A 23,511-nucleotide genomic window follows, 5' to 3' on the forward strand; every position below is an offset into this window, starting at 1 on the left:
TGATAGCCAGGGTCGTGAAAGGCAAGCCGATGAGCGTGGACCTTCAAGGGCTGAGCGAAACCGAGGCTGCGCGACGGCTCGCCGAGATCGGGCCCTTGAAAACCAAGGGCCGGGTCATCGTGGACTTCAAGACGCCGGCAGAGAGCGCAGCGGCGCTCGCCGCTGTCCTCGCGCTCTCCTGAGCCCGGAGCCCACAAGACCGAAGCCGATGCTCATCATCGCCCACGTGGCGGGTTCAGGGACGGCGGTCGGGGGCCGATCGAAGTGCTCTAAGGTGTAAGTCTTTCCGGCGCTGCCCGGCTCCATCAACATGATCATGTAAAGATCAAGACGGTATTCCTCGTACTGCCAATAACCGCAGGGCTTATCGTAGAAATAGCAGCCATTGGAGTGCGTCTGCGTGTCAGGTGGCAGTTCGATATACAAAGTGAAGCCGTTGGGTGTTTGGGTAAACACGGGGGCGGAAACCCCCGACGCCTCCCACGGAATCGGCCAAAAGTGCGACGCGCCATCCCATGCGGTGAAATCGTCGCTATACTTGTATTCTCGCGACATGAGGGTCGCTGAAAAATCGTCGTAAGCTGCGATCGTTGCGTCAGATGTGAAGCGGTAGAATCCCGGTGCACCGCCGAGCCAGGCACCGCCGACATACAGCCGAGGATCTTCCTCACTGTAAGGCGCAATAACCCCCTGGAGCAGCACCGCTGCGTGCGCGACCGTCGCCACACCCGACCACGCGAGCACCGCAGCGCCCGCGAGCGTGCCCAACAGCTTCTTCATAGTAACTCTCGCCAGAGTGGCGTTAACCAACGCCCAGGGGCCCGGACTGTCAACCAGCGTTCTCCCAACGGGCGAGCGTCTCACCTGCTAAAATTCGGAGAACGCCGCCATGCACGACGGCCTGAGCACTGCTGCGCGCCTCCTGACGCCGGCCGGGGTCACCGTAAGAGGCGAGAAGGCGACCGCACCCCGGTTTATCCTCGCCCACCTACGTGAACGACGCCACCGTGACCCTGACGGACATCGACCGGCCAGCACAAACGGCTCGCTCTACGAGCTCTACTGATCCCTGCTGAACGACCTGAGCTACAGCGATCGCGCTGGCAGTCCTTCCGAACGGTGACCGCTACGCCGCTTCCATCGCACGACGCGCGGCCTGGAGCAGGAAGCCCGACCGGGTGAGCCCGTGCCCTTCGGCATAGGCGTCGATATCCTTCAGCGCCGGCTCGGGCAGGGTGACGTTGACGCGGACGGTCTTCACCGGGCTGTCGTTCAGGGGGACTAGGACGGCCACCGCCGAACGGTTCTCGGCATCCAGCATGACGCTCTCCAGGTTGGAGGGTTCGGGGATAGCCTCGCCATCCTCCACCATACCAGCCACATGCAGGGCCAAGGCCTCGGCCGCTTCGGCGCGGGCCTCGTCAAGGTTGGCCCCGGCGGTGATCACGCCGGGAAAGTCGGGAAACGAGACGCCGTAATCGCTGTCGGCGTCCTTATGGATCAGGGCGATATAGTTGCGCATCTCTCTGCCTATCTAAGGGATATGCCAGCTTGGCGTTCGATGGAGCGGAGCGTCCCAGTCGGGATGTCCCGCTTCGGATGAGGGACCGTCACCCGGCCCGGCTTGGTCAGGTGCTTGAACTGCTTATGCGAGCCCTTCTGGGCCACCTCGTACCAGCCGTCGGCGATCAGGGCGGAAATGATGTCGCGGCTGTTCATGTGTGTAGCGATACACACTGGACTAGTGCCGGTCAACTGAAATCCACATCAATACACACTAGTCAGGCGGCGCCTTAGCCGCCCGCGTCCCCTCTAAATTCCGGAGTGTCTGGCCCATGTCCCTTGAACCAGGCAGCGATCGCTTGCCCCATCCTCGAAAGATCGACACGGCCCTGATCGGGATCGTGATCACCATCGTCCTGCAGCTTGCCGGAGGTCTCTGGTGGGCTGCGACGATGAGCGGCCGCGTGGACAAGCTGGAGGCCGACGTTGCTCCAGCGCGCCAGGTGGCCGAGACGGTCGCCCGCCTGGACGAGCGGTTCAAGGCCATGGAGGCCAGCACCCAGCGCATTGAACGGAAAATGGACGCCGCGGAGACGCGCCGGTGAGCGGCCCGTTCAAGCGCCGCCCGGCCCCGTTTTCCGCCTTGTGGAGAGCCATCACCGACCCGGCCCTGGTGAAGGTCTGGGCGCGGGTTGGGGCCGGCGTCGCCATGACCGTAGCGGTCTTCGTCGCCGGGTATCTCATCGCACTTGGGCCGTGGAAGCCTGAGCACCAGGCCCGGCAAATCCTCTACCTGCTGATCCTGGCCGTTGGCTGCGAGGTGCTGATCCTCGTGGCCCTCGCGGCCATCTGGCGCATCGCCGTCGATCTGCACGGCGGGCGCGACGGCATCCACGTCACCATTGACCAGGACGGCCCAGCCTCGCCTGGCGACGGCCAGGAGGGCCGCCCATGACCCCCGACCCACCGGCGTTGACTGGCACTACATCGCGCCGGGCAAGCCGCAGCAGAACGGCTTCGTCGAGAGCTTCAACGGCAAGCTGCGCGACGAGTGTCTGAACGAGGAGGTCTTTGCCAACCGGGCCGAGGCCCGCGCCGTGATCGAGCGCTGGCGGCTCGACTACAACCACGTGCGCCCGCACTCGGCCCATGGCGGCCTCACGCCGGAAACCATGCGGCTGAACCCCGCGGCCGGCCGGCTGCGCAACTTGATCAGCTCCACCGGCCGGCCGCTACCGCCGGCGCTGGAGATCAACTATCAACCCCCTGGGCTCTCACAATGATCGAGGGACCAGAAGGGGGCAGGTCACCAGGGAACTCGCCGCTCTCACGAAAAAAGCCCGCCGGTTAGGGCGGGCTCTGATTGAATGATTGTGATCGGTTAGGACTTGGCCTGAGCGGCCTTGGCCGCCTCGATCTGTGCCGCCACCTTGTCTGGTGATCGGTATCTTCCACTTGCTCTTCTGGAGGAGACTCCAGAGGAGGTGTTTTGTCGCGTGAATCTAGAATTCCGGGCGGTGCAGGCGTCGGACCATTGCGGGAATGGGTGGAAAGGCTGTTCCCACTGAGCAGCGGTCCTTCTCCAAGGATCGCAACCTCGCCTCGGAGGCAGGGTGTCGCGGGGGAGAACGGAGCGGGGGGCCGCGCAACCGGCGACGCGATGCCTAAAGCCATGCACGGCGCTTGCGTGGGTGCGTTCGTGGCCTTCAGGATCCCTGGCAAATTTGCGTTTGGCGATTGAAGATCGGCTGCACCGCCCAAAGCGCTGAACGAGTGGGTGAAGAAGGCGGAGGTTGACGCCGGCAAGCGGGCCGGCGTGCCGAGCGATGTGGCCGAGCGGCTGAAGGCGCTTGAGCGGGAGAACCGCGAGTTGCGCCAAGCCAACGAGATCCTTCGCAAGGCGTCGGCCTATTTCGCCTGGGCGGAGCTCGACCGCCCGTTCAAGCGATGATCGGCTTCATCGACGATCACCGGGAGTGTTCGCCGAGAACTTCGCGGTCTATGGCGTGCGCAAGGTCTGGCGGCAGATGCGGCGAGAGGGCTTTTCGGTCACCCGCTGCGCCGTGGAGCGGCTGATGCGCGAGTTGGGCTTGCAGGGGGTGATCCGCGGCAAGCCGGTCCGGACCACGATCAGCGACAAGGCCGCGCCTTGCCCGCTCGACCATGTGAACCGCCAGTTCCACGCCCCGGCGCCGAACCGGCTGTGGCTGTCGGACTTCACCTATGTCGCCACCTGGGCGGGCTTCGTCTACGTCGCCTTCGTCATCGACGCCCCGGAGCAGCTTTGCACGAGCGGCGTCCGCAACGCTTGGGCGGCCTCATCCACCATTCCGACCGCGGGTCGCGATACGGGTCCATCAAGTACACCGAGCGCCTGGCCGAGGCCGGCATCGAACCCTCGGTCGGCAGTGTCGGCGACAGCTACGACAACGCCTTGGCTGAGACGATCAACGGTCTCTACAAGGCAGAGGTGATCCACCGGCGTGGGCCCTGGCGCTCCTTCGAGGCCGTCGAGTTCGCCACCCTCGAATGGGTCCACTGGTTCAACAACCGACGCCTGCTCGAGCCCATCGGCAACATCCCACCGGCGGAAGCCGAGGAACTCTATTACACCAGCCTGGACGCCACGTCTTTGGCTGCGTACTCAAACCAATCGGCCTCCGGCAAACCCAGCGCGGTTCAATCTGACTAAGCTGAGCGTTTTCGACAACTCACGTTGCGCCCTGTTGAGGTGGAAATCCGCTTCGCCTCCGCAGGGGCCAAATGTCTCGCCCCGCTCACGTTTAGGCCTGCGCCATCGCTGCTAGGGGGTGGTTTGGCTCACAACCACAAAGAAGCCGGCGAGGATCAGGCCGTAGCCGACGAGCATGGCCGGATTGAACGGCTCTTTGAAAAGCGCCCAGGCCGCAATGGGAACGAGCGCCGACCCGACCAGGGAGAAAACGTAGGCGCTGGAGAGCGGGACGCGGGTCAGCACGTAAAACCAGAAAAGCGCTGTCACTCCGTACCAGGCGAAGGCGCCAAGAAGCGGCCAGTTCTGAAGCACCCTTAACAGGAAGGGCCCATCGAGCCGAGTATTGTAGATGGAGGCATACTTGAACATCACCTGGCCAAGCGGCAGGGCGACGGCGAAGACCGAGCAAAGAACGGCGTCCCTCCAATGCATCGGTCAGTCGCTCCCCATTCGTTCCAGCGCGCGCAGATAGGGATGGATGGCGCGGGTCGGGGTGTTCATGACGTCGAAGTTGAGCGCTTGCAGCAGCAATTGCACCCCGATGATCACCGGTAAGGCGGCGGCCATCACTACGCCAGCGGGAGCCACATCGCCGGGGTCGCGGAGCGCGATCCAATGTAACCCGTAGACAGAGCCGAAGGCGAGCAGCAGCGCGCCGAGCACCATCTCCACCGTCGCGACATTGAAGTCGCGGAAGAAGTACTGGCCCGCGATGCGCACCAGGAAGTTGCGCCCATGCTTGAATGCAAACGGCCCCACCACGTCGCGGATGCGGAGGTTGGAGATCTCATCGCCATAGCGGGCTGGGATCGGCACGTCGCGTGCGACTGCACGTAAGGTTCCCAGGTGGTAGAGAATGTCGGTTTCAAAGAAGAAGCGACGCGCAACCTTCTTGTCGCGTATCTGGCGCGCGACACTGGCCTCGATGGCGGTGAAGCCGTTGGTCGGGTCGAAAATCCCCCAGTACCCTGTCGAGAGTTTGGCGGCAAAGGAGAGCATTGCGTTTCCGAAGATGCGGATTCTCGGCATCGGTCCGAGGTGGCCGACAGATGTGAAGCGATTGCCTTTGGTGTAGTCGGCCTCGCCCAGGAGGATCGGGGTGACGAGATGGGACAGGTAGCCTAGGTCCATCTGGTCGTCGCTATCGACCTTAACGAGAATCCGTCCGCCTCGCCGCTCGGCCTCGGCGTATCCAGCCAGGACGGCCCCGCCGACGCCTTGGTTTTCGGTCAAACGCAGCACCGCCACACGTGGGTCTAGGTCCTTTTGCATCTCTAGCAGGCCCGCCGTGTTCTGCGGACACGCGTCGTCGACGCAGACCACGCCTTCGACCCAACGCGGAATCTTGGCGATGACTCGTAGGATATGGGCCCGGGCCTTATAGCATGGGATGACGATCCAGACCCGTGCGCCGGCCAGCGCCCTTTGCAGGCCCGCGTCGTCCTGGCCAGCCAGGCCGGCGAGCACGACCGGATGGGTTGCACTGGCCGTCATCGGCGACGCAGCCGGTCGCTTCAGTTCCATCAGCCCGGCTCCCGGACGAGCGCGATCTGGTGGACGACTACCTCGCCGCCGCCGTTGGCGTCCAGATCGACACGCAGGCGCTTGATGACCGACTTGCGCCAGTCGCGCGCGCCTACCGGTGCGGCGCTCATGTCGTAGACAAGGATCGTAGTCCTCCCCAGCCGAGGAGGTTCAGTTCGCAGCGGCCGGTTCGTGAACCTTGCGGACTCCCCGTGCTTGGCGGTGGAGTAAAACATCGAGCCATCCCAGGGCCCGGCATCCTTAAGGCGCGTTAAGCGCACGACCAACAGGCCGCCTTCGGCGCCTCTTACGCCGACGGCGCCATCCGTGCGCAGGCCGGGGTCAGGCATCGTGCCATAGATTGCCAAGCCATCGCCAGGGCGGATACCGCCAAGCGCATTCAGTACCTCCACGCCGGAAGGATCGCGCGCCAAATCCCAGATTCTGATGACCTCCGCCTGTTCGCCGTCGAAGCGGAAGGTCCTGACAGCGTCGTCCCATTCGACCTTAGACCAGGTCGTCTGTACTTCCGGCGCATTGGGCTTGTCGCATGCGCTGAGCATCAACAGCGCGAGACCGGCGCTGAGCAGCCTCCTCATGGTGCTGTCTTCTCCATCTTGCGATCATAGATGCTCAAAGCCTCGCCCCTGAACGACCACGACCATTGCTCTCCGACAGGTCGGTCTCGGAGCACGACGAGATGGCGATAGCCGCGCGTAAGCTCTGGCGGCGGCGCGCCCGGATCGACGACCACGCTTGTGCGACCGTCGAGACGAAGGAAGGCAATGTGCCCATCGTTCATGTCGCTGGCGATGACCAGGGTCTTTGAGCCGGCCGTCAAGTTGCGGGCGATATGGAGCTCATGTTCCACGGCCCTATTGCGCCGCGCCAGCTCGCCGACCCATGCATCGTCGCTGCGGGTCGACAGCAAGCCGAGGATCACGAAGTAAGCCGGCCAGGCGACTCGAAGGCGCACACCGAAAAGCGTGGCGGCGGCGATCGCCACCGTGGCTACGAAAGCCAGCAGCCTTGAGCCGCCGAGATACCCGAAAGGAAAGCGCACGGCCTCAGGGGTCGTGAACGCCTCGATGGCCGTTCCGTCCCACGGGAAGAGTTGTACGCCCAGGGCGAAGACCAGCAGCAACCCGCAGGCCCCAAGAAGGATTAGAACGGCCGCCGGCAGGCGATCGCGCCATCTGGAAACCGCCTCCCAGCGGCTAAGCGGCCCCGCCGCCAGAAGCCAGAGCAAGGGCGTATAGAACTCGAAGTACCGTCCCCAAATTCGCCGAGTCTCGATGACCATGAACGAGACCTTGAAGGCGAAGATCGTCACCATCGCTATGGCGCCGGCCGCGCAGAGCAGCACAAAGAGGAAGACGACGTCACCTTGGTCAAGCTGCTCCTCAGTACGGCCCAGTAGCCGCAGGACAGGCTTGCGCAGCCCCGCCAGCACCGGCACGGCCATCAAGACCGCACACCAGGCGACCATCGAACCTGCAGCCAGAAGGGCGACGAACAGGCTGTCTGGACCGGGCGCGTGGCTGAGTTGCTGGCCGTAGTATGAACCCTGGAAGAACAACAGCGCCGCCGGCAAGGAGCGATCGGCCAAAAGGCCGATGGCCGTTCCGGTGGCCATGAAGGCTGCGGCGAACAGGATCAAACGTCCGCCCAGCGATGCCCAAGTCCCCTTTCTCAGCCAGGTGTCGATGAAGCTCACAACGACGAAGGAGATCGCCGCCACCAGGCCGTGCGGTTTGAGCAGGACCAGGATGGCGATCAGCGCGCCGGCGATGATCGCGTTCAGGCGCGGCCGCGACAGGTAGGTTTGGTGCAGCACCCAGGCGATGAGACAGAGCAAGCCAATGAACAGGCCTTCGGGCATCGCGGTGAAGACGAACCGATAGAACGGGAAGAGGGCGGCGATGAGCAGAAAGCCGAGCGCGGTCGTTCGGCCGCACGCCTTGACCGCAAGGGTGTAGAGCAGCCCTAAACCGCCGAAATAACTGGCCGCGCCGATCAGTCTCAACCAGGACAGGACATTGAGGGACAGGGCATCGACTAGCCGCATCAGGAAGAAGTAGACGGCATTGTCGACCGACTGCAGTTGCCGATAAGCGTCCGGATGGCTCAGCAACCGATCGCCGTAGAGAGCGCGGATGAGATAAGCGCCTTCGTCCCCAGCATAGAGCGGAAGTTCTGGAAACAAGCGATTGACGTAGAACAAGAAGACGCCAGCGCCAGCGCAGAGAGTCGCAGCCTGAATGGCCCTCGCCCCCCATCTGCGGAGTTGTTCTGTCAAAACTTCAGATCCCTCAATGCCGTCGGCGTCGCAGCCCACGCGGATGCACGAGATTCGCTCAGAGGGAAGCTATACAGCTGGGCGGATCAGAGATCACCACTCGCCCGTAAGGTGTGATGGCTGCGCGAGCGTGGCCGTCATCATCGCCCAGCGGCCATGGGCCCAAGTCGCGACGGCGCGCCCGACCGAGCAGCGGCGATCGCCCGCTCCAGTGCGGCGGTGTCCGCGCCGGCGATCATCTGATCGTTGACTAGGAAGGCCGGGGTCCCGTGGACGCCGAGCGCTCGCACTAACGCTTCAAGGTAGGCGCTGGCGAAGAAACTCAATGAGCGCGGACACTTTGCGCGGGGCACGGCGTCCAGGTGGGCGGACAACGAATAGAGCCGCCTGTGGCATGGGGAAATTTGACATTACGCGCCGCAGCCGGCCGGTCGCGATATGCTCGTCGGCCAGGAAGTCCGGCAGCATCACCACTCCCAGACCCGCGATCGCCGCGTCCACCAGAGCTTGTCCGCTGTCGGCCGTGAACCTTGCTCGGGGGCGCGCGACGATCACCCGGTCACCGTGTTGCAGCGGCCAGGTCTCGGTTCCCTGCGAGATCATGTCGTGGTTCATCAGGTCATCGGGGCTGGCAGGTTCGCCTCTCATCGCCAGGTAAGACGGGCTGGCGACCATCCGGCCGTCAATCGCGCTCAGGCGCTGTGCGATCAGCGCTGAATCAGCCAGGAATCCGACGCGAAGGGCAACGTCATAGCCCTCACCGACAAGGTCGACGATGCGGTCGCTGTAGGAGGTGTGAACGTGAAGCGCAGGGTGTGTGATCGCGAACTCTGCGATGGCGACCGCAAGTTCCAACGACCCGGAGGAGTTGGGAGCGGCGATCCGAAGTCGCCCTTTGAGCTCCCCGTGGGTGGAAAGCGCCTCCTGCGCCGCGTCGCACTCGTTGGCGATACGAATGGCGTGCTCGCGGAATGTTTCTCCAGCGTCAGTGATCAATGCCCCCCGGCTGGTACGGGTCACGAGGCGAACCTTCAGCGCCTCTTCCAGGCGCAGCAGGCGTCGGCTAACGACCGATTTCGAAATGCCGAGTCGCCGCGCCGCGCCGGTGATCCCCTGGGCCTCTGCAACAGCGACGAAGGTCTGCACGTCCTCCAGCCTCATGCCGGACGCCTGACTGTCATGGGAACCTCGGTGACAAGGCCACGAAACTCTAGCGCGGCCCCGGCGCATGATCGAGTTCAGCACTGCGGAGCGGTGTGAATCGTTGTGAAGCTATCAGCATGCTGACAGCCATCGTGTCGCGTAGTCAGCAACATGGGGTTGCGTGACTCGGCTCTATCAACGGCGAAAACGCCACGTCAGATTTGCTCCAAAAACGGAGCCGCGCATGCGAGATTTGGGCCTAGTGCGCGACGGCGTAAGCCTCAATCGCCTCTTGAGGATGCAACCTGACCAGGCCGCTGCCCTCCTTCGCGATAGGCAGACTGAAGCTGTGGCCGGATCAAACGTGCTGAAGCGTTGGTTGGCGATCGATGCAGCGAACCGGGTAGCGTGGGCTGACGTCAACGCCGCCTGGAATGATTTTGATGACGGCGACGATGATGAGATTTTGATCGCTATGCGGGTCGACGCCCGGCGCGCCGCGAAGCGACGCGCCAAGGAGGATGGGCGCTGACCGGCTGAAAAATTTTCGAACGGATCGGTGCGGGTTTCCAGTTGGCGCGCGACCTCATGGGCAGACCTCTGAGGGGACTGAACATGAACGCCACGGCGGTGAATGCTGCGAACAGGTCTGACGTTCACAGCGGCCCGATCTATCAGCCTGGAAGCGTCATCGCATTCGCGGACACTGCGCTCTGCTTCCGCACGTTCCGCCTCATGCCGGCAGCTCGAATTTTACTTTGCGAGGGCAGGCCGGTGGAGATCGGCAGCCGCGCCTTCGACCTCTTGCACATACTGCTGAGATCGCAGGGGGCCGTCGTCGAGCGCGAGACCATCATGCGTCAGGTCTGGCCGACGACGATTGTCGATGAGAGCAATCTCCGCTCTCAGGTATCGCAAGTCCGCAAGGCTTTGGGCGTGCATCGCGATCTGCTCAAGACTGTGCCCGGGCGCGGCTACCTGCTAGCCGCCGAAGTCGCGCCTCAGGGCGAGCATCGGGAGTGGCCGACGCCTCGGGTGACGCGGCCTGAGCAGATGCGAGAGTTCGCCGAGGCTGAGGGCCTGCGGTCTCTGCTTCGCTCCGTGCTCGACGAGCTCTGTCAGATGAGGCGTGAACTCGGAGTCGAGCGCGAGCTGCGCCTAGGAGCGGCTGCGCGTCAGCCACTGAACAGCGCGCGGGCGCTCCCCAGATAGCGCTCCACCTTGCGGGGCGAGCGCAGTGCGGTCTTGGCCGGATATCAATGAAGGCCCGTCCTCAGATCGCCCGATGTCAACTCGATATGCCTAGAGAGGATTGTCCCTTGTCAGTTTCAGGGCGTGCTGTCGATACAGGGCCCGGCGATGCGTTCCTGCTCGTTGAGGAAATCTGCCACCGGGTGATCAACGAGTACGCGCAATTGATCGCGTCCCTGACCGCCGCCGCTCAGGATACGCACGACGTCGTGGGACGCCGCGCCCTCGTGCGGGCCGCCGACACGCTGCACGACTATGCTGCGGCTCACCATGCCTTGCGCGCGCCGCCGTCAGGACAACGAGATCTTGCCGATTATCTGGAAGGCGTTTGCCTGGCCTTGTCCGTGGCGCGCCTTCGTCCGCGTGGGGTCAAGCTGTCGCTGTCGGCAGATGCCGTGGATCTGTCGGCGAGCCGCTGTTGGCGTGTCGGTCTGGTCATATCGGAGTTAATCTGCAATTTGCTTCGACACGGCTTCACCGAGCGGGCGGGCGACCTTCACATCTGCTTACGCCATGCGGACGGACAGATCTTGTGCCGAGTGAGTGGCGAGGGGGCTGGGTTGGAGCTGTTTGCGCCGGGCAACGGCCGCCGCATCATCCGCCGACTTGCGCGAGAGCTCGGCGGCAGCATCTGTTGGTCTGCGGGAAGCTGGGGGGGTTCCGTCGATTTGGTATTTCCGGCGGCGGAGCCCAGAAGCGATCGCAATGTGGTTGGCGAACGCTTCGACCACGGCGCTGACATTCAATGGCTATGACGGTGCGGGGACGTCGGCCGGGTTCTCTAAAAAATCGCTGATACGGTCAGCAGGAATCGACGTCGTCTCGGGTCGCCGTAGCGGCTGTAGCCGGACGTCGCCAGCCCAAGGGTCTGGAAGACAGCGAGACTACTCTCGCGAGGGGGCGCGCGGTCAAACACATTGATCACTCCAAGATCAACCTTGATTTCTCGAGCCGCGCTGGCCAGCGGCAGCTCACCGCGCCAGCTGACATTGAGATCGACATAGGTTTGAGCGGGCACCCTCATTGAGCCTTGGATCGCTTTTGCGGCGGCGATGAGGGTGGGATCCTGGTCCTCCGCCGGCGGGATAATGCGATAGCTGCCGAAGTATTGCATGTTCGCGCCGACGGTGACTTGCCCGATGCTCCAGTCGGCGCCGAGGTTCGCCCGTTGCGCCAGCGGGCTTGTAAGATAATTGACCTTGTTCACGCTCGACCCAATGGGCGTGATGCTGCGCTGGCGGAGATAGTAGGCGCCCTCGCCATAGACGCGCAGCCTGCCGTCTAGCAGCGCCGCCCGCCAATCCAGGCTCGCGTCGATCATGTCAAACTCGGCGCGGGCGGAGTTGTCTCGCCTCGCATCCAGCGCAACGATTGGGCCGGCGGTGTAACCTCGCGCACGGTCGGCGTCCGTCAGCGGGCCGCGGGTGACGCGTTGCGGCCAAAGGTGCTCGAATTGGAGGATAGTCGCCATGTCCGGCGCGAAGATTCCGCGCGTCTTGCGAATACCGGAATAGTCGACGGTCAGGCGGGGACCCTCTTCGCCGAGTGGCGTCAAGATCACGCCGAACGATGCTGTATCGACCTTGACCGATTGCAGATCGAGCGACCCTCCGGAGGTCAGTGAGAATGTCTCGGCCGGGCCGCCGCGTTGGGGATCTGAAGTTCGCGTCTGCGATTTCGCTTGGAGCAACTCGCCCATCAACGGCGGTGCTGCGCTGGTGGCGTAGCTTGCCCGTAGGGCCAGCCACTGCGCCGGCGTGACCTTGGCCCCGAGAGTGAAGGAGGCGTCAGTGTAACGATGGTCGAGCCGCTCGCTGTCGGGCGCGTAGGGGTTGCGGGCAAACTCGTCGGCCTGGCTGTCTCCGCGCACCGCCAACTGGACCTCCAAGTTCCGGAGCAAGGGCGTGGCTTGCGGTCCGAAAACCGGCGCTCTGAATTCACCATATAGGGACGTCGTCACTGTTCGGCGGGCGGCGATCGTGGAAACGGTGGAGGTTGCGCCCGACCCGGTTACGACGTCGTAGGCGGGCACGCTCTCTGTGTTCTCTTCCGCCAGCAGGGATAGTGTCGCGGGCCCATGCGGTGTCTGAAACACCGGCCCGGCCAGGCGCAAGGAAAGGTTCCGCAGCTCGGTCTCCAGCGTCAGAGCGCGCAGCGTGGTTCCAATGCCCGGGATCAGTGCGGCTTGAAACGCTTCCCAGTCGCCAAATGGACTGACGGGGGGCGCATTTGCGACGAAGGGCCTTCCGTAGAACGGCTTGCGTTCAGCGTATGCGTACCGCGCTGAACCGATAGCGGCTTCCGCTGTTGCGCGCCATCCCCGAGGCAGTGGAGCAACGACGCCAACGGCGTAGCGAGCGCTATCGATCTCGGTCGTCCGTTCGCCTTCGGCGGCTTCGATTGGGTAGGTGACCTGAATGGCCTGCGTGAAGGGGTTGAGCGGGGAGGTGGCGGGAAGGTTGCCGAAACCGTCGACCTGCCGCCAGCGATAGCGCCCACGATTCCAGAGCATGACCGCGTCGGCATAGGCCTCTACGTCGCCGTCGAAGCGATGACGAACATTGGCGAGGATAGCCGCTGTTCGCGGCGTCGAGCTGAGTTGGCTAGCAGCAGCTCCCTCGGAGAGCTCAGAGCTGATTCTGCCGGCGTTCAGAGCGATCGCTTGGGCGATCTCCGAGGAGTTTCCCGACAGACCGGGGGGCAGATAGCTGAAGGTGGAACTAAGCGTCTCGCCGCCGTATGCCGGCTTGAGTACAAGCGGGCCGGAGTTCAGGCTCGTGACGAACACCGCCCCGCCGCCCGTCTTGTTCGATTGTTGTGGAGCCAGATCGGAGTTGAGCTTGGCGTCGCGAGCAACGAAGTCGCGCTCGCCGTTTAGGAGGGGCTCTGCCTGCGAGCCCGCCGCGAACAGCATGAGGTCGGTACGCCCATCATTGAGCGATGCGCCGATGCGCCCTTCAAGCGTGATCTGTCGCGCGTCGCCGCGTGATGTCACGCCGCCCGCAGCATGCAGCTCGACGCCCGTTAGCCCACGCGCCAGGACGATGTTGACCACGCCGCCCTGAGCTCCGTAGCCATAGATTCCGCCCGCGGCGCCTGTAAGCACCTCCACGCGATCGATGGCGTGCAGGGGCAAGGCGTTCAGGTCAGGCTGCAGGAAGCCCTGGACCTGCGCAGGGATGCCGGGCATGCGCCGGCCATCAATGAGGACCAGGGTCGCCTCGGGGCCGAGCCCTCGCAGATCGATCTGCGAATTGGTCGCCCCGTTGAAGTCAAGACTGGGGCTTACGGTCGTCGTGTTCGACGGAACGCGGCTGGCGAAGTACTGATCGAGATTGTCGCGGCCGGCATGTTGAATTTCGGACCCAGTGGCCACGCGATAGGGTTGGATGTCGGTCTCAAGGCGGCGGATGTCGGCGTTCTGGCTTCGGCGACCGATCACCAACACCTCGGGCACAGTGACATCCTGGCGCGCCAGCGTCGGCGCGGACGGACGTTCGACAACGAACAGGCCGGTCGACGAGCGTCTCACGATAAGGCCGCTGTCCTGAAGGAGGCGCTTTAGAGCGGCCTGAGGCGGCATGGCTCCGCGAACGCCTGGCGTTTGTTTGCCAGCCGTTACTTCGCGGTCGAAGAGCAACTCGATTCCGGCCTGTTGCGAGAGCTGAAGCAACGCTTCCGTGAGCGAGCCGCCACGAATATTGAGCACCATGGCCGATTGCGCCGCCGCAGGGCCTGCCGCAGCGAGCACAAACAACCCGAGACCTACACCAACTGCACGACCTGTCACGCCACCCCCCTCTTGCCGTCAGCCGTGCATCATTTTCAAATTGAGACAACGTTGTTTTTTTTGTTTGGGGAGCCGTCTGGCGCGACTTTGGGCGGATTGTCCCATTCATCCGGCACAAACGAGGGCGTGCAAGGCAATTGGCTCCGGCGTCTTGTTGTCGAAAATCAAGGTGATCGAGTAGTGACGCAGAGGGTGATTTGTCGAGAGCTTGCTCTTGAGTTGAGGTTCGACGATCAGGGAACAAAGAAAATAATGCGGGAGTCGGCGGCTGTTGCGACCTCACATCGATGGAACTGGTCGGTACATGCGCCTGGGGAGCGGCCGACGCCCGGCCTCGCGTTGCGAGTCTCGGCGTGAGCGATAGACCTTTAGCTGTTCAGGCTGGGCCGCTGCGAGACGGCCTTACCCGCTATTTCAGAAACCGAGTGCCGGACCCGCACGAGGCGGACGACCTCGTCCAGGAAGTATTTGCTCGGATTGTAGCTCGCGACAGTGAAGAGCCGGTCGGCCATCTTGGCGGGTACGTGTTCGCGATCGCCGCCAATGTTCTGGCCGACCGTGCGCGTCGCCGCTTTGCCCGCAGGGCCGAGGCCCATGTGGAGTTCAATCCCGACAGCCATGGCGACGAGGATGTAGATCCTCATCGCATCTTGGCTGCAAAGGAAGATCTTCGCGGCGCGATCGAAGCCTTGCTGGCTCTGCCGCTTAGGACCCGGAGAATATTCATCCTGCGGCGCCTTGAAGGGCGGACTTCGCGCGAAGTGGCCGAGCAGCTGGGCATTTCGGTCAGCGCTGTCGAGAAGCATATGGTGCGCGCCGTGCAGCATCTGAGTGTTGTCCGGAAGGGACGGAAGTGATGCGGGAGGTGCTCACCCTCGACCGCTTGGCGGCGATGTCTCCCGACGAAGCGGCGGCGCTGCTGGTCTATCGACGCTCGGATGGCGCAGCTGACATTGACGCCGGTGTGCTCGCCGCCTGGCTGGCTCTTGATTCCAGTCATGCTGCCGCTTGGGAGGACGCCCAAGCCGCCTGGTCGGATTTCGACGGCGTCGTAGACGACGAAGTTATGGCAGCGTTGCGAGCGGACGCGCGCTCTGCGCGCCCGGAGAAGCCGAAATGGGCGCTGCAGGCGGCCGCGACGGCCGCGGTGATCATGTTGGCCGTCGTGGCCGCCGTCGGCGTCACCCAGTGGCTGCCAAGCGATCGCCAAGTGGCTCCAGCCATTGCTGTTCGCCAGCCTGAGCAGACGTTCGCCAATATTGAAGATGCGCCACAGACCTTCCAGCTCGCCGACGGAACTCAAATGACACTTGCGGGCAGAAGCTCAGCGAGCGTGGCGATGAGTAGCGCGCGGCGGGAAATTCGGCTTTCGCGCGGACGGGCGTTCTTTGCGGTGGCGCATGATGCGCAGCGTCCATTCGTGGTGCTCGCCGGCGAGCAGGCGATCGTCGCGTTGGGCACCCGCTTTGACGTGCAACTGCGTCCCGGTGAGGTGCAGGTGGTCCTGGAAGAAGGCCGGGTCTCTGTCAGTTCTGCGGGAAGTGGCGTGACGCCGATCGTGCTGAATCCTGGGCAACAGCTGATCGCGTCGGAGGGGAAGACGCCCGTGGTGGCTGCGGCGAACTTGGCCGTCGAAGGAGCGTGGCGCGAGCGCTACGTGGTGTTCAACAACGTGACGCTGGCCAACGCTGCGGCCGAATTGAACCGGCAGGGCGCGGGTCGCCTTGTCGTGCGCGATCCTGCGGTGGCCTCGATACGCATCAGCGGCCGTTTCAAGGCGACCGATCTTCCGCGCTTCGGACGCTCGATCTCTGAGCTCCATGCGGTCCGGCTCGTGCAGATCGGTCCGCAAGAGTGGGAGATCGTCGCCCGCCGTTAGCAGGCGCAGCGGCAGACGACCGCCGAGGCATGTCACTCCACGCCCCTTCACGTCGCTGCACGAGCGGCGTCTCGGCGGACAGGTGAAGATCGCTCCGTAGCCAAGAGGCAGGGAGCGTCAAATGCAGATCAATTCATATATCGCTCAGGCGATCATTGACGGCGCAGAGGTCAAGGCGCGCGAGGTCGGCCTGCCGGTGATCGTCGCGGTGCTGGACGCGGGGGGACACCTGAAGGCGTTCCACCGCATGGACGGCGCCGTTCTCGGCTCCATCGACATCGCGCTGCGCAAAGCAAAGACCGCGGTTCTGTTTGGAGCCGAGAGCGAGGCGGTGTGGGAATACTGCAAGCCCGGCGCCCCTGCCCCCGGCCTTGAGAATACGAACGGCGGCCTCGCTCCGTTCGGCGGCGGCATTCCACTGAAGGACAGAGACGGTTCGATCCTGGGCGCCCTAGGCGTCTCGGGTGGGTCCGTCGCTCAGGACATGGAAGTCGCCCGGGCCGGCTACGCCGCCTACCAGGCCACCGTCGCCTGACCCACTGATCTCAAACAAGCAAGGGACCCGTCATGGGCAAGAAGATTCTCATCACTGGAGCCGGTTCTGGCTTTGGCAAGGGCGCTGCGATCGGCATGGCCAGGAACGGCCACGACATCATCGCCACGGTTCACGTGGCCTCGCAGGTCACTCCGCTCCGCGAGGAGGTGGAGGCTCTGGGCCTGAGCGATCGGATCAAGGTCTACCGGCTGGACCTGACCGACCAGTACGACATCCAGCAGGCCATCGGCCTCGACTTCGACATCCTCTGGAACAACGCCGGCATGGGCGAGGCCGGGCCCGTCTGGGAAATCCCCGTCGATCTGGTCCGGAAGAACTACGAAGTGAACGTCTTCCTGCCGCTGGTGCTGACCCAGGGCGTGGTTCAGCGCTGGGTCCGCGAAGGCAAGGCCCAGGGCAAGAAGGTGGTGTTCACCTCCTCGATGGGCGGCCTCTTCACTCCGGCCAACTGGGGGACCTACGTCTCGACCAAGCACGCCCTGGAAGCCTTCGCCGAGGCGATGCAGCAGGAACTGGCCTCCTACGGGATCAAGGTGCAGACCATCAATCCGGGCGCCTACTACACCGGCTACAACGAGACCATGGCCGACAATCCGTTCCGCTGGCTCGACGACAGCAAGAACTTCACCAAGCGCGCCGACCTGCGGAAGGGCTTCGACGATTTCTTCGCTACGCCCGAAGGAAAGATGGACCCGCAGGAGATGATCGACCGGATGATCGAAATCGTCCCGGCCGACACTGGCAAGTTCCGCAACGTGGTCCCGAAGAAGATCGAGGACATGCTGAAGGACCATCAACTGGCCGCCTGGGAAAACCAGATCTGATGAGGTCGGGAGCGAGGGCGATCCCCTTAGTCGCCTTCGCCTCCGCAGGCCCGGACCGGCGACCCGAGTCTCCAGCCGCCGCCGGTCCGGTCGCCCGAACATGAGACTTCTCCAGCAATGAGGAGGCCGGCGCCATGGCGGCAGAGGTCAGCAATCCCTTCGTGGCGCTCACGTTCATCGTGGGGCCGGCCATTTTGACCAACGCCTGTGCGATCCTTCAGAACAGCGCGACTATGCGTTACGGACTGGCGATCCCTCAGTGGCGTGAATTCCGCGCTTCGATCGCCGTCGGCGATGGCGCACTCGAGCAACTTTATTCCAACCCGCAGGCGGCCTCGGCGGCGGCTGAGAAGCGTATTCGCCTGCTCCTGCGGGGTCTGAACCTGCTTTACACGGCCGTGGCGGTCTTTGCGCTCGCAAGCCTCCTGGGGCTGACGGGCGCTGTGCTGGCGACCGAAGGGCATCCGGAGGTGTCTGTCTGGCTCGTCGTCAGCTGCGGCGGTGCGGGACTGGTGCTGATGTTCGCCGCCATGTCGATGTTCGTCTCGGAGAGCCGCTGCGCTCGCGACATGCTGGAGCTCCAGCTCGACATGCCAGGGGGCGAGTAGGCGCGGGACAGGTCCCACGCGTCCATCAACCAATGGCGAGCACCCCATTCGGGGCCTTGCGCGCCGACAAGGAGATTCCGCGCGCGAACACTACGCGCAAGGTGCGCATCGGCCGATAGATCGGATGCTCGAGACGATGGCCGCAGCTGACGCGGACGAAGCCGCCATGATGGTCGCTGCAATGGTCGGCGCTGTCGCCCTCGCCCGCGCCGATGCCGACGCAGCGCGGTCAGCCGAGTTTCCTGAGCGAGTGCGCCGGCTCGGTAAGCGGCCCTAGAACACCCCTTCCTGAACGCCGAATTCGATGTGAACCGTGACCAGTCCGGCGTGATCCGGGCCAAGCGCGCGACCTAGAGGCCAACCTCGCCAAGGCCGGTGCGGCTGAAGCCGCCGCCTAGGCGGCGCTGGAGCTGGCGCTCCAAGACCAGGCCCACGCATTGATCCGCGCGCCAGTCGACGGCGTTGTCGGCGACCGCAAGGTCGAACCCGGGGAGTATGTGCAGCCGGGCGCCCAAATGATGCGGGTGGTTCCGCTCGGAGCGGTCTATGTCACGGCGAATTTCAAGGAGACGCAGGTGGCCCGGATGCTGGTCGGGCAATCCGCCAAGATCAAGGTGGACGCATCGAATGGGCCGGCCTTGACCGGGAAGGTAGTCAGCTTTGCGCCCGGCTCCGGATCGCAATTCTCGCTGCTTCCTTTCGAGCCGGGCGCTGGCAACTTCACCAAGATCGTCCAGAGGGTTCCTGTGCGGATCCGGCTGGATCTGGGCCAGTCTGATCTGTCGCGGCTGCGGCCGGGACTTTCGACGACCGTGACGGTGATGCTGAAGGACGGGCGTTGGCGGGGTCGCGAAGGGCGATGACGAGACCGGCTGACAACAAGGCCAAGCCGAGAATCTGATGCATCGTCGGCCACTCGCCGGCGACTGGTACGCCGATCAGGATTGCGACAGCTGGGGCCATGGCCGGAAACAGTGACGCGCGCCCTGGCCCCAGGTTCTCCACGGCCCGCGAGAAGGCGAAAAGGGCGATAACGCCGGAGAGCGCGCCCAGCATTACGGCCTGCTGCAGTAGCACCCAGGGATCGAGCGCTAGGAGCGGGGCGGCGCCCCTCCACGCGAAGTAGATCGGCGTATACGCCAGCGCCGACAAGACGGAGACAGCGGCAGTCGCCGGCAGGGCCTGAATATTCCACCGGCGCTGCAACACGGTGAAGACTGCCCACATGGTTCCGGCGGCGGCGAAGAGAAGGTCGCCTTTCCAGGCGCCTGCCATCGCTCCGAACGCGCCCGCGCCTGCAGTTGTCGTCAGGCCGGCGACGATGATGGCCATCCCGACGATGCGTTGGCGGCCGGGGCGCTCACCGATTAGTAGGGCCGACAGGACCATGCCCATCAAGGTGACCATGCCGAGTTGGATGACGGCGCTGTGGGCGAGCGGCGCGAAGATGAAGCCGGATGCTCCGACCAGAACAAACGGCGGCCCGGCCAGCAGGGCCAGAGCCGCTCCACGGCGCCAGCCCACGTCGGCCAACCGCATCGGCTTGTGAGTAAGTAGCCAGGGGAGCAGCAGCAGCCCCGCGGTCGTATAGCGCAGGAACGCTAGGTCGGCGGCGGTCAGACCGATCTGTATTCCCTGGCGGGTGACGGCGATGTAGCCGCCCCAGATGACAGCGGCGACAAGGCCGCAGAATAGACCAACGCGTTCACGGCTCCTGGTCACAGCCGCACGATGACGGACTTAGTCTGCGTATAGTGTCCGAGTGCTTCGATCCCCTGTTCGCGACCATAGCCGCTGAACTTGAAACCTCCGCAAGGCGTTTGGACGAAGCCGCCGCCGTATTCATTGACGACGATCCGACCGGCCTCCAGACGAGCTGCGACGCGGTGGACTCGGCCGATGTCACGGCTCCAGACACCGGCCGAGAGGCCGAAGTCGCTGTCGTTGGCGATCCGGATTGCGTCTGCTTCGTCCTTGAAGGGGATGACGACGACGACGGGGCCAAAGATCTCTTCACGCGCCAGGATGTGGTCGTTATCGACGCCCGTGTAGACCGTCGGGGCGATGAACCAGCCTCCGCCAAAACGGTCGCCTTCCAGCGCCGTCCCGCCCACAGCGCAAGTCAGGCCGTCAGCGTCTGCAATCTCAAAGTAGCTGAGAACCTTCTCGTACTGGGCGAGGGTCGTCATCGGCCCTGAAGTCGCGTCTGGCTCGGGACCTACGCGCAGCGCCTCAACCTCGGCGACCAACTTCTGGACGAAGGCGTCGTGAATGGACTCCTGCACCAAGAGCCTCGTGCCGGCTGCGCACCACTGCCCGCTGTTCCATGTGAAGGCGCGGACTGATCCTGCTGCGGCCGCGTCGAAGTCCGCATCGGCGAATACGATGTTCGCCGACTTGCCGCCAAGTTCCAGCGTGAGAGGAAGGATGCGTTCCGCGGCGATCCGCCCGAGGTCTTGCCCCGCGCGGACGCTGCCGGTGAAGGAGATCTTTTGGACGAGCGGATGGGCGGCCATCGCGCGGCCGACCGGGGGGCCGGCGCCGACGACGACGTTCAGCAGACCGGGGGGCAGTACCCCTTCGTCCACTGCCAGGCGGGCCAGTTCCACTAGTGATCCCGGCGTGTGTTCCGAGGGCTTGGCTACGATGCTGTTGCCGGCCGCCAGAGCGGGGGCGATCGCGCGCGCCGCCTGATGCATCGGGGCGTTCCAGGGGAGGATGACGCCGACCACGCCAAATGGGTCGCGCCGCGTATAGACGTGGTAGTCGGGACCCTCATTGATGATCTGACCGTCCATCACGTTGACGATGCCGCCATAGAACTCAAAAAACTGGGCGGTCAGGTTGATCAGGGCCGGCATCTGACCCGCAGGCTTTCCCGTTTCTTGGCTCTCAATTTCGCCTAGCCGTTCACCGTTTGCGCGGATCACCCTGCCGAGCTCAACGAGTATGCGGCCTCGTTCGGAGGGGCGCATATCCCGCCACGCCTCCTGGGCGATATGTGCCGCGTCGACCGCCGCGTTTAGGTCTTCCGGCCCGGCCTCGGCGACCAGCTTCATGAACCCGCCGGTGCGCGGATCGAATTTGTCGCGGTAGCGTCCGGTAAGCCCGACCACGGCCAACGTTGGCAGGAGGGAAGTTTGAGAAGAACGGCCCATCGCTTCCTCCATGGATCTATCCATTGGAGTCCTACAGGCCCCCGGGGGCATGTGGTCGTTCAGTCTTGTGAAGCGGTGTGAAACAGAGTCGGGCGGCAACCCTTAAGGATCTCCCACCTGGCAGGGGCATTGCCATGCTGATGTAGGCCGCCGCTCCCTGTCACCGAATTGAGGCAATGGTCGCCTGGGGCGTTCGACGGCAGCCGGTCCGTTCGGCGCTTGGCCGGCGCGCTAGCTAGGTGCGAGCAAGTGGAACGCGGTCAAGCTGGCTGAGCACGGCGGCGCGAACGTCGTCGCTGATCGGCAGGTGTGCTTGTCTCCCAGCCCAGGTTTGGCGAAAAGCGGAGACGGTTTCGCGGGCGATCTTTTGGGTCAGTCGTCGTGGCGCGCCGGACCCGTCCGCCAAGGCGGCGAGCTCATCCTCGCCAAAGTCGGTCCAGGCTTTGCTGCGCGCCACCTTCAGGGCGGCGTTGTCGTCGGGCAGGTAGGCGAGGGTCGATACGAAGTCATAGGCCGGTGCGAGCGATGGGGTGCGCCCGTCTCGGTAGATGAGCGACCAGTTTTTCAGATGCATATCGGCGTTGCCGATCAGGGCGCTGAACACGAGGCGGCGGACGAACTCGGCATAGCCGGTCTCCCCGGTCTCGCGCCAAAGGACTTGGCCGATGTTGCGGTAGGAGGCGCGCTGGTACTTGGTCTCCGGAAAGACCCCAAAAACCTGAGCGAAGTCTTCGACGTGGACCCGTACGCCACCGGCTGGGCGGTCGAACCGCTCGACGGCGTACGCTAAGCCCTGCAGTCGACCAATGTCGTCCGGTAGACGCGCGATTTCTTCGAGACTGAGGAGGCGCACGGCTGGGACCTCGATGCCGATGGCTGCGGCCAGGCTCATCATTGAGAATTCGTTCTCCGACACGCCGGCGAACCGTGTGGACGGAAGTTTGACTATCCAATCGCCGCCCACCCCCTGAGCCGGGATGGTGAGGCCGCCTTGCGCCTTCTCGACCGCCGAGAACTTCAACTGAACACCAGCGAGAGAGAACCGAAGCGCCGTCGCCTCGCCGCCGCCATAGAAGCGTGCCGGTTCAGCATCGCTCGGCAAGGGCGCGTCCTGTGGACGCAAGACGACGGCGCCGGGCAGGTCGTCGCCAAGCGTCGCCAGAAGATGCAGCTCGCGCGTGGGCTTCACACCGGCGCGCTTAGCCAAGTAATCGCGAAGCGGGCCTTCCGGCAGCAGGTTCGAGAAGTAGGGATGCACCCGCGCCCGTGTCGCGCGGACGTCGCGCAGCAGGCCGCCTGAAGCGCTTTTGAAGGCGAGGCTGAGGGTCGGGCGATCGGGATCATCGGCGTAGGCGTCGTCGAAGGCGAAAATCGACTGGTCGCCGCCAAGATATGTGAGCGCGCCCACGCGACGCTCACCGAGCCAGACATCAAGACCGGCCATGGCTAGTCCTCGTCGTCCAGGGAGTAGGCAGGGCGCCTCTCGCCGCGGCCCGCGAGCGCGAGGGCTTCGGTGAGAAGCTTCTGAAGCTCAGCTGTCGCAGGCTCGAGGCGTTGCGTGCTGTGCGCCTCTAAAGCCTCGTCCACCGCGATAGCCGCCGCGAGGACGTTCTTGCGAACCCATGGCGGTACGTCGGACGGATCCAGCTTCCGAAGATCGTCGGCGGCGTCGGCCACTCGCTCGTTAAGGCCGCCGGCCATGGCCTGCAGGGTGTTCGCCGCATCGTGCATGCGCGTAGCGATGTCCCGCAGATGCTGGCGATCGTCCTCGTTGGTCGTTTCCCGCACCAGAGCCTCCACAGCGTTGAGCGCCGTGCGAGGCGCCAACATCAGTTCAAGGTCCAGCGCCCGCGCCAGATCCTGCAGGGTGGAGACCTTGGGATCGATGGCGCCGCTCTCGATGCGGGAGATGTGGGCCTGCGGGATGCCAGCGCGCCCGCTTAGATCACGTTGGGACCAAGCCTTGGCGACGCGCGCCTCCCGGAGGTGAATTGCTAAAGCGGACATGATGATAACGACTTCGACATCAACTGAGAGATGTGATGTGATATCACACATCAAGCCTCCCCGAGTCAATGATGTTGTTTGTAGCATCAAAACACCACGTGATATCTTGAATGACATCTTGCTGGGCTCCGGCTTCACCGGCCTGAAGGGCATCGTCCAGGGCGGGGTCTCCAACGAGAACGATGTGAATCGGCCCCGCCCGCGCCTTCGCCGCCGGCGCGCTGCGGGCCGAGGC

24 protein-coding genes, 3 pseudogenes and 1 other annotated feature are annotated in these 23,511 nt (G+C 64.2%); of the genes and pseudogenes, 14 read left to right on the top strand and 13 right to left on the bottom strand.

What is annotated here, in order from left to right; genetic code table 11:
• On the top strand, positions 1-182 hold a 182-nt coding region (locus tag ABID41_RS18370), incomplete at its 5' end, for a hypothetical protein (RefSeq protein WP_354298421.1).
• Here ABID41_RS18370 and ABID41_RS18375 read toward each other — a convergent pair.
• The 3 genes from ABID41_RS18375 to ABID41_RS18385 form a co-directional block, all read right to left on the bottom strand.
• Positions 127-780, bottom strand: coding sequence for a PEPxxWA-CTERM sorting domain-containing protein (locus tag ABID41_RS18375; RefSeq protein ID WP_354298422.1), 654 nt, complete (start codon positions 778-780; stop codon positions 127-129). The two genes, ABID41_RS18370 and ABID41_RS18375, sit on opposite strands and share 56 nt — an antisense overlap.
• Before the next feature lie 346 nt (positions 781-1,126).
• The gene (locus ABID41_RS18380; RefSeq protein WP_331930732.1) at positions 1,127-1,522 is read right to left on the bottom strand and encodes a type II toxin-antitoxin system HicB family antitoxin; all 396 of its coding nucleotides are present in this window, start codon (positions 1,520-1,522) and stop codon (positions 1,127-1,129) included.
• Positions 1,523-1,530: 8 nt separating this feature from the next.
• Positions 1,531-1,719, bottom strand: coding sequence for a type II toxin-antitoxin system HicA family toxin (locus ABID41_RS18385; RefSeq protein ID WP_354298423.1), 189 nt, complete (start codon positions 1,717-1,719; stop codon positions 1,531-1,533).
• A gap of 143 nt (positions 1,720-1,862) precedes the next feature.
• Here ABID41_RS18385 and ABID41_RS18390 point away from each other — a divergent pair, with 143 nt between their 5' ends.
• The 4 genes and pseudogenes from ABID41_RS18390 to ABID41_RS18405 form a co-directional block, all read left to right on the top strand.
• Positions 1,863-2,108, top strand: coding sequence for a hypothetical protein (locus ABID41_RS18390; protein WP_354298424.1), 246 nt, complete (start codon positions 1,863-1,865; stop codon positions 2,106-2,108).
• Entirely contained in the window at positions 2,105-2,458 is a 354-nt protein-coding gene (locus ABID41_RS18395; protein ID WP_354298425.1) for a hypothetical protein, read from the top strand. The genes ABID41_RS18390 and ABID41_RS18395 overlap by 4 nt, the downstream gene beginning before the upstream one ends.
• 16 nt (positions 2,459-2,474) lie before the next feature.
• Positions 2,475-2,786, top strand: a pseudogene (locus ABID41_RS18400) (integrase core domain-containing protein); the annotation flags it as partial.
• 457 nt (positions 2,787-3,243) lie between these two features.
• Positions 3,244-4,195: pseudogene (locus tag ABID41_RS18405) on the top strand (transposase); the annotation flags it as partial.
• Positions 3,409-3,489, top strand: a sequence feature (AL1L pseudoknot). It overlaps the preceding pseudogene by 81 nt.
• Before the next feature lie 111 nt (positions 4,196-4,306).
• Here the strand turns inward: ABID41_RS18405 and ABID41_RS18410 are convergent.
• The 5 genes from ABID41_RS18410 to ABID41_RS18430 form a co-directional block, all read right to left on the bottom strand.
• Entirely contained in the window at positions 4,307-4,669 is a 363-nt protein-coding gene (locus ABID41_RS18410) for a DMT family transporter (protein WP_354298426.1), read from the bottom strand.
• Positions 4,670-4,672: 3 nt separating this feature from the next.
• Positions 4,673-5,761 (bottom strand): glycosyltransferase family 2 protein, encoded by a 1,089-nt coding sequence (locus tag ABID41_RS18415; RefSeq protein WP_354298427.1) that lies wholly within the window; start codon positions 5,759-5,761, stop codon positions 4,673-4,675.
• Positions 5,761-6,360 (bottom strand): hypothetical protein, encoded by a 600-nt coding sequence (locus tag ABID41_RS18420; RefSeq protein ID WP_354298428.1) that lies wholly within the window; start codon positions 6,358-6,360, stop codon positions 5,761-5,763. The genes ABID41_RS18415 and ABID41_RS18420 overlap by 1 nt, the downstream gene beginning before the upstream one ends.
• Positions 6,357-7,985, bottom strand: coding sequence for a hypothetical protein (locus ABID41_RS18425; protein ID WP_354298429.1), 1,629 nt, complete (start codon positions 7,983-7,985; stop codon positions 6,357-6,359). The genes ABID41_RS18420 and ABID41_RS18425 overlap by 4 nt, the downstream gene beginning before the upstream one ends.
• Positions 7,986-8,357: 372 nt before the next feature.
• On the bottom strand, positions 8,358-9,221 hold the full coding sequence (locus ABID41_RS18430; RefSeq protein WP_354298430.1) for a LysR family transcriptional regulator: 864 nt from the start codon (positions 9,219-9,221) through the stop codon (positions 8,358-8,360).
• A 346-nt stretch (positions 9,222-9,567) separates the two neighbouring features.
• Between ABID41_RS18430 and ABID41_RS18435 the strand changes: the two genes are divergently transcribed.
• From ABID41_RS18435 to ABID41_RS18445, 3 genes are all read left to right on the top strand, one after another.
• Positions 9,568-9,735, top strand: a complete 168-nt coding sequence (locus ABID41_RS18435; protein WP_331930753.1) for a hypothetical protein — start codon at positions 9,568-9,570, stop codon at positions 9,733-9,735.
• Between the two features lie 83 nt (positions 9,736-9,818).
• Positions 9,819-10,415 (top strand): winged helix-turn-helix domain-containing protein, encoded by a 597-nt coding sequence (locus ABID41_RS18440; RefSeq protein ID WP_354298431.1) that lies wholly within the window; start codon positions 9,819-9,821, stop codon positions 10,413-10,415.
• 107 nt (positions 10,416-10,522) lie between these two features.
• Complete coding sequence (locus ABID41_RS18445; protein ID WP_354298432.1) at positions 10,523-11,209, top strand: sensor histidine kinase family protein; 687 nt, start codon at positions 10,523-10,525, stop codon at positions 11,207-11,209.
• 26 nt (positions 11,210-11,235) lie between these two features.
• Here ABID41_RS18445 and ABID41_RS18450 read toward each other — a convergent pair whose 3' ends face one another.
• Complete coding sequence (locus ABID41_RS18450; RefSeq protein ID WP_354298433.1) at positions 11,236-14,166, bottom strand: TonB-dependent receptor; 2,931 nt, start codon at positions 14,164-14,166, stop codon at positions 11,236-11,238.
• 365 nt (positions 14,167-14,531) lie between these two features.
• Here ABID41_RS18450 and ABID41_RS18455 point away from each other — a divergent pair, with 365 nt between their 5' ends.
• From ABID41_RS18455 to ABID41_RS18480, 6 genes are all read left to right on the top strand, one after another.
• Positions 14,532-15,101 (top strand): RNA polymerase sigma factor, encoded by a 570-nt coding sequence (locus ABID41_RS18455; RefSeq protein ID WP_354298434.1) that lies wholly within the window; start codon positions 14,532-14,534, stop codon positions 15,099-15,101.
• Complete coding sequence (locus ABID41_RS18460) at positions 15,101-16,123, top strand: FecR family protein (RefSeq protein ID WP_354298435.1); 1,023 nt, start codon at positions 15,101-15,103, stop codon at positions 16,121-16,123. The genes ABID41_RS18455 and ABID41_RS18460 overlap by 1 nt, the downstream gene beginning before the upstream one ends.
• A gap of 121 nt (positions 16,124-16,244) precedes the next feature.
• Positions 16,245-16,658 (top strand): GlcG/HbpS family heme-binding protein, encoded by a 414-nt coding sequence (locus ABID41_RS18465; protein ID WP_331930765.1) that lies wholly within the window; start codon positions 16,245-16,247, stop codon positions 16,656-16,658.
• A 32-nt stretch (positions 16,659-16,690) separates the two neighbouring features.
• Positions 16,691-17,503 carry an SDR family oxidoreductase gene (locus tag ABID41_RS18470; protein ID WP_354298436.1) on the top strand — a complete coding sequence of 271 codons (813 nt, stop codon included), beginning with the start codon at positions 16,691-16,693 and terminating at the stop codon, positions 17,501-17,503.
• A 134-nt stretch (positions 17,504-17,637) separates the two neighbouring features.
• Positions 17,638-18,111: a DUF2721 domain-containing protein gene (locus ABID41_RS18475; RefSeq protein ID WP_354298437.1), complete on the top strand. Its 474-nt coding sequence runs from the start codon at positions 17,638-17,640 to the stop codon at positions 18,109-18,111.
• Positions 18,112-18,548: 437 nt separating this feature from the next.
• The gene (locus ABID41_RS18480) at positions 18,549-18,974 is read left to right on the top strand and encodes an HlyD family efflux transporter periplasmic adaptor subunit (RefSeq protein WP_354298438.1); all 426 of its coding nucleotides are present in this window, start codon (positions 18,549-18,551) and stop codon (positions 18,972-18,974) included.
• A gap of 1 nt (position 18,975) precedes the next feature.
• Here ABID41_RS18480 and ABID41_RS18485 read toward each other — a convergent pair.
• The 4 genes and pseudogenes from ABID41_RS18485 to ABID41_RS18500 form a co-directional block, all read right to left on the bottom strand.
• A pseudogene (locus ABID41_RS18485) lies at positions 18,976-19,833 on the bottom strand (DMT family transporter); the annotation flags it as partial.
• Complete coding sequence (locus tag ABID41_RS18490) at positions 19,830-21,281, bottom strand: aldehyde dehydrogenase family protein (protein WP_354298439.1); 1,452 nt, start codon at positions 21,279-21,281, stop codon at positions 19,830-19,832. The pseudogene ABID41_RS18485 and the gene ABID41_RS18490, both read right to left, overlap by 4 nt.
• 223 nt (positions 21,282-21,504) lie before the next feature.
• The gene (locus ABID41_RS18495) at positions 21,505-22,713 is read right to left on the bottom strand and encodes a type II toxin-antitoxin system HipA family toxin (protein ID WP_354298440.1); all 1,209 of its coding nucleotides are present in this window, start codon (positions 22,711-22,713) and stop codon (positions 21,505-21,507) included.
• Positions 22,714-22,715: 2 nt separating this feature from the next.
• A complete protein-coding gene (locus tag ABID41_RS18500; protein WP_354298441.1) occupies positions 22,716-23,393 on the bottom strand; it encodes a helix-turn-helix domain-containing protein in 678 nt (225 codons plus the stop codon).
• Positions 23,394-23,511 lie beyond the last annotated feature (118 nt).

Origin of the sequence: Phenylobacterium koreense, assembly GCF_040545335.1 — a bacterium.
Lineage (GTDB): Bacteria > Pseudomonadota > Alphaproteobacteria > Caulobacterales > Caulobacteraceae > Phenylobacterium > Phenylobacterium koreense.

Bases quoted from the DNA above. Each gene is read 5' to 3' on its own strand.
- ABID41_RS18375 (WP_354298422.1), bottom strand. From the start codon at position 780: ATGAAGAAGCTGTTGGGCACGCTCGCGGGCGCTGCGGTGCTCGCGTGG.
- ABID41_RS18380 (WP_331930732.1), bottom strand. From the start codon at position 1,522: ATGCGCAACTATATCGCCCTGATCCATAAGGACGCCGACAGCGATTAC.
- ABID41_RS18385 (WP_354298423.1), bottom strand. From the start codon at position 1,719: ATGAACAGCCGCGACATCATTTCCGCCCTGATCGCCGACGGCTGGTAC.
- ABID41_RS18410 (WP_354298426.1), bottom strand. From the start codon at position 4,669: ATGCATTGGAGGGACGCCGTTCTTTGCTCGGTCTTCGCCGTCGCCCTG.
- ABID41_RS18415 (WP_354298427.1), bottom strand. From the start codon at position 5,761: ATGGAACTGAAGCGACCGGCTGCGTCGCCGATGACGGCCAGTGCAACC.
- ABID41_RS18420 (WP_354298428.1), bottom strand. From the start codon at position 6,360: ATGAGGAGGCTGCTCAGCGCCGGTCTCGCGCTGTTGATGCTCAGCGCA.
- ABID41_RS18430 (WP_354298430.1), bottom strand. From the start codon at position 9,221: ATGAGGCTGGAGGACGTGCAGACCTTCGTCGCTGTTGCAGAGGCCCAG.
- ABID41_RS18440 (WP_354298431.1), top strand. From the start codon at position 9,819: ATGAACGCCACGGCGGTGAATGCTGCGAACAGGTCTGACGTTCACAGC.
- ABID41_RS18450 (WP_354298433.1), bottom strand. From the start codon at position 14,166: ATGGTGCTCAATATTCGTGGCGGCTCGCTCACGGAAGCGTTGCTTCAG.
- ABID41_RS18455 (WP_354298434.1), top strand. From the start codon at position 14,532: ATGGAACTGGTCGGTACATGCGCCTGGGGAGCGGCCGACGCCCGGCCT.
- ABID41_RS18460 (WP_354298435.1), top strand. From the start codon at position 15,101: ATGCGGGAGGTGCTCACCCTCGACCGCTTGGCGGCGATGTCTCCCGAC.
- ABID41_RS18465 (WP_331930765.1), top strand. From the start codon at position 16,245: ATGCAGATCAATTCATATATCGCTCAGGCGATCATTGACGGCGCAGAG.
- ABID41_RS18470 (WP_354298436.1), top strand. From the start codon at position 16,691: ATGGGCAAGAAGATTCTCATCACTGGAGCCGGTTCTGGCTTTGGCAAG.
- ABID41_RS18475 (WP_354298437.1), top strand. From the start codon at position 17,638: ATGGCGGCAGAGGTCAGCAATCCCTTCGTGGCGCTCACGTTCATCGTG.
- ABID41_RS18490 (WP_354298439.1), bottom strand. From the start codon at position 21,281: ATGGAGGAAGCGATGGGCCGTTCTTCTCAAACTTCCCTCCTGCCAACG.
- ABID41_RS18495 (WP_354298440.1), bottom strand. From the start codon at position 22,713: ATGGCCGGTCTTGATGTCTGGCTCGGTGAGCGTCGCGTGGGCGCGCTC.
- ABID41_RS18500 (WP_354298441.1), bottom strand. From the start codon at position 23,393: ATGTCATTCAAGATATCACGTGGTGTTTTGATGCTACAAACAACATCA.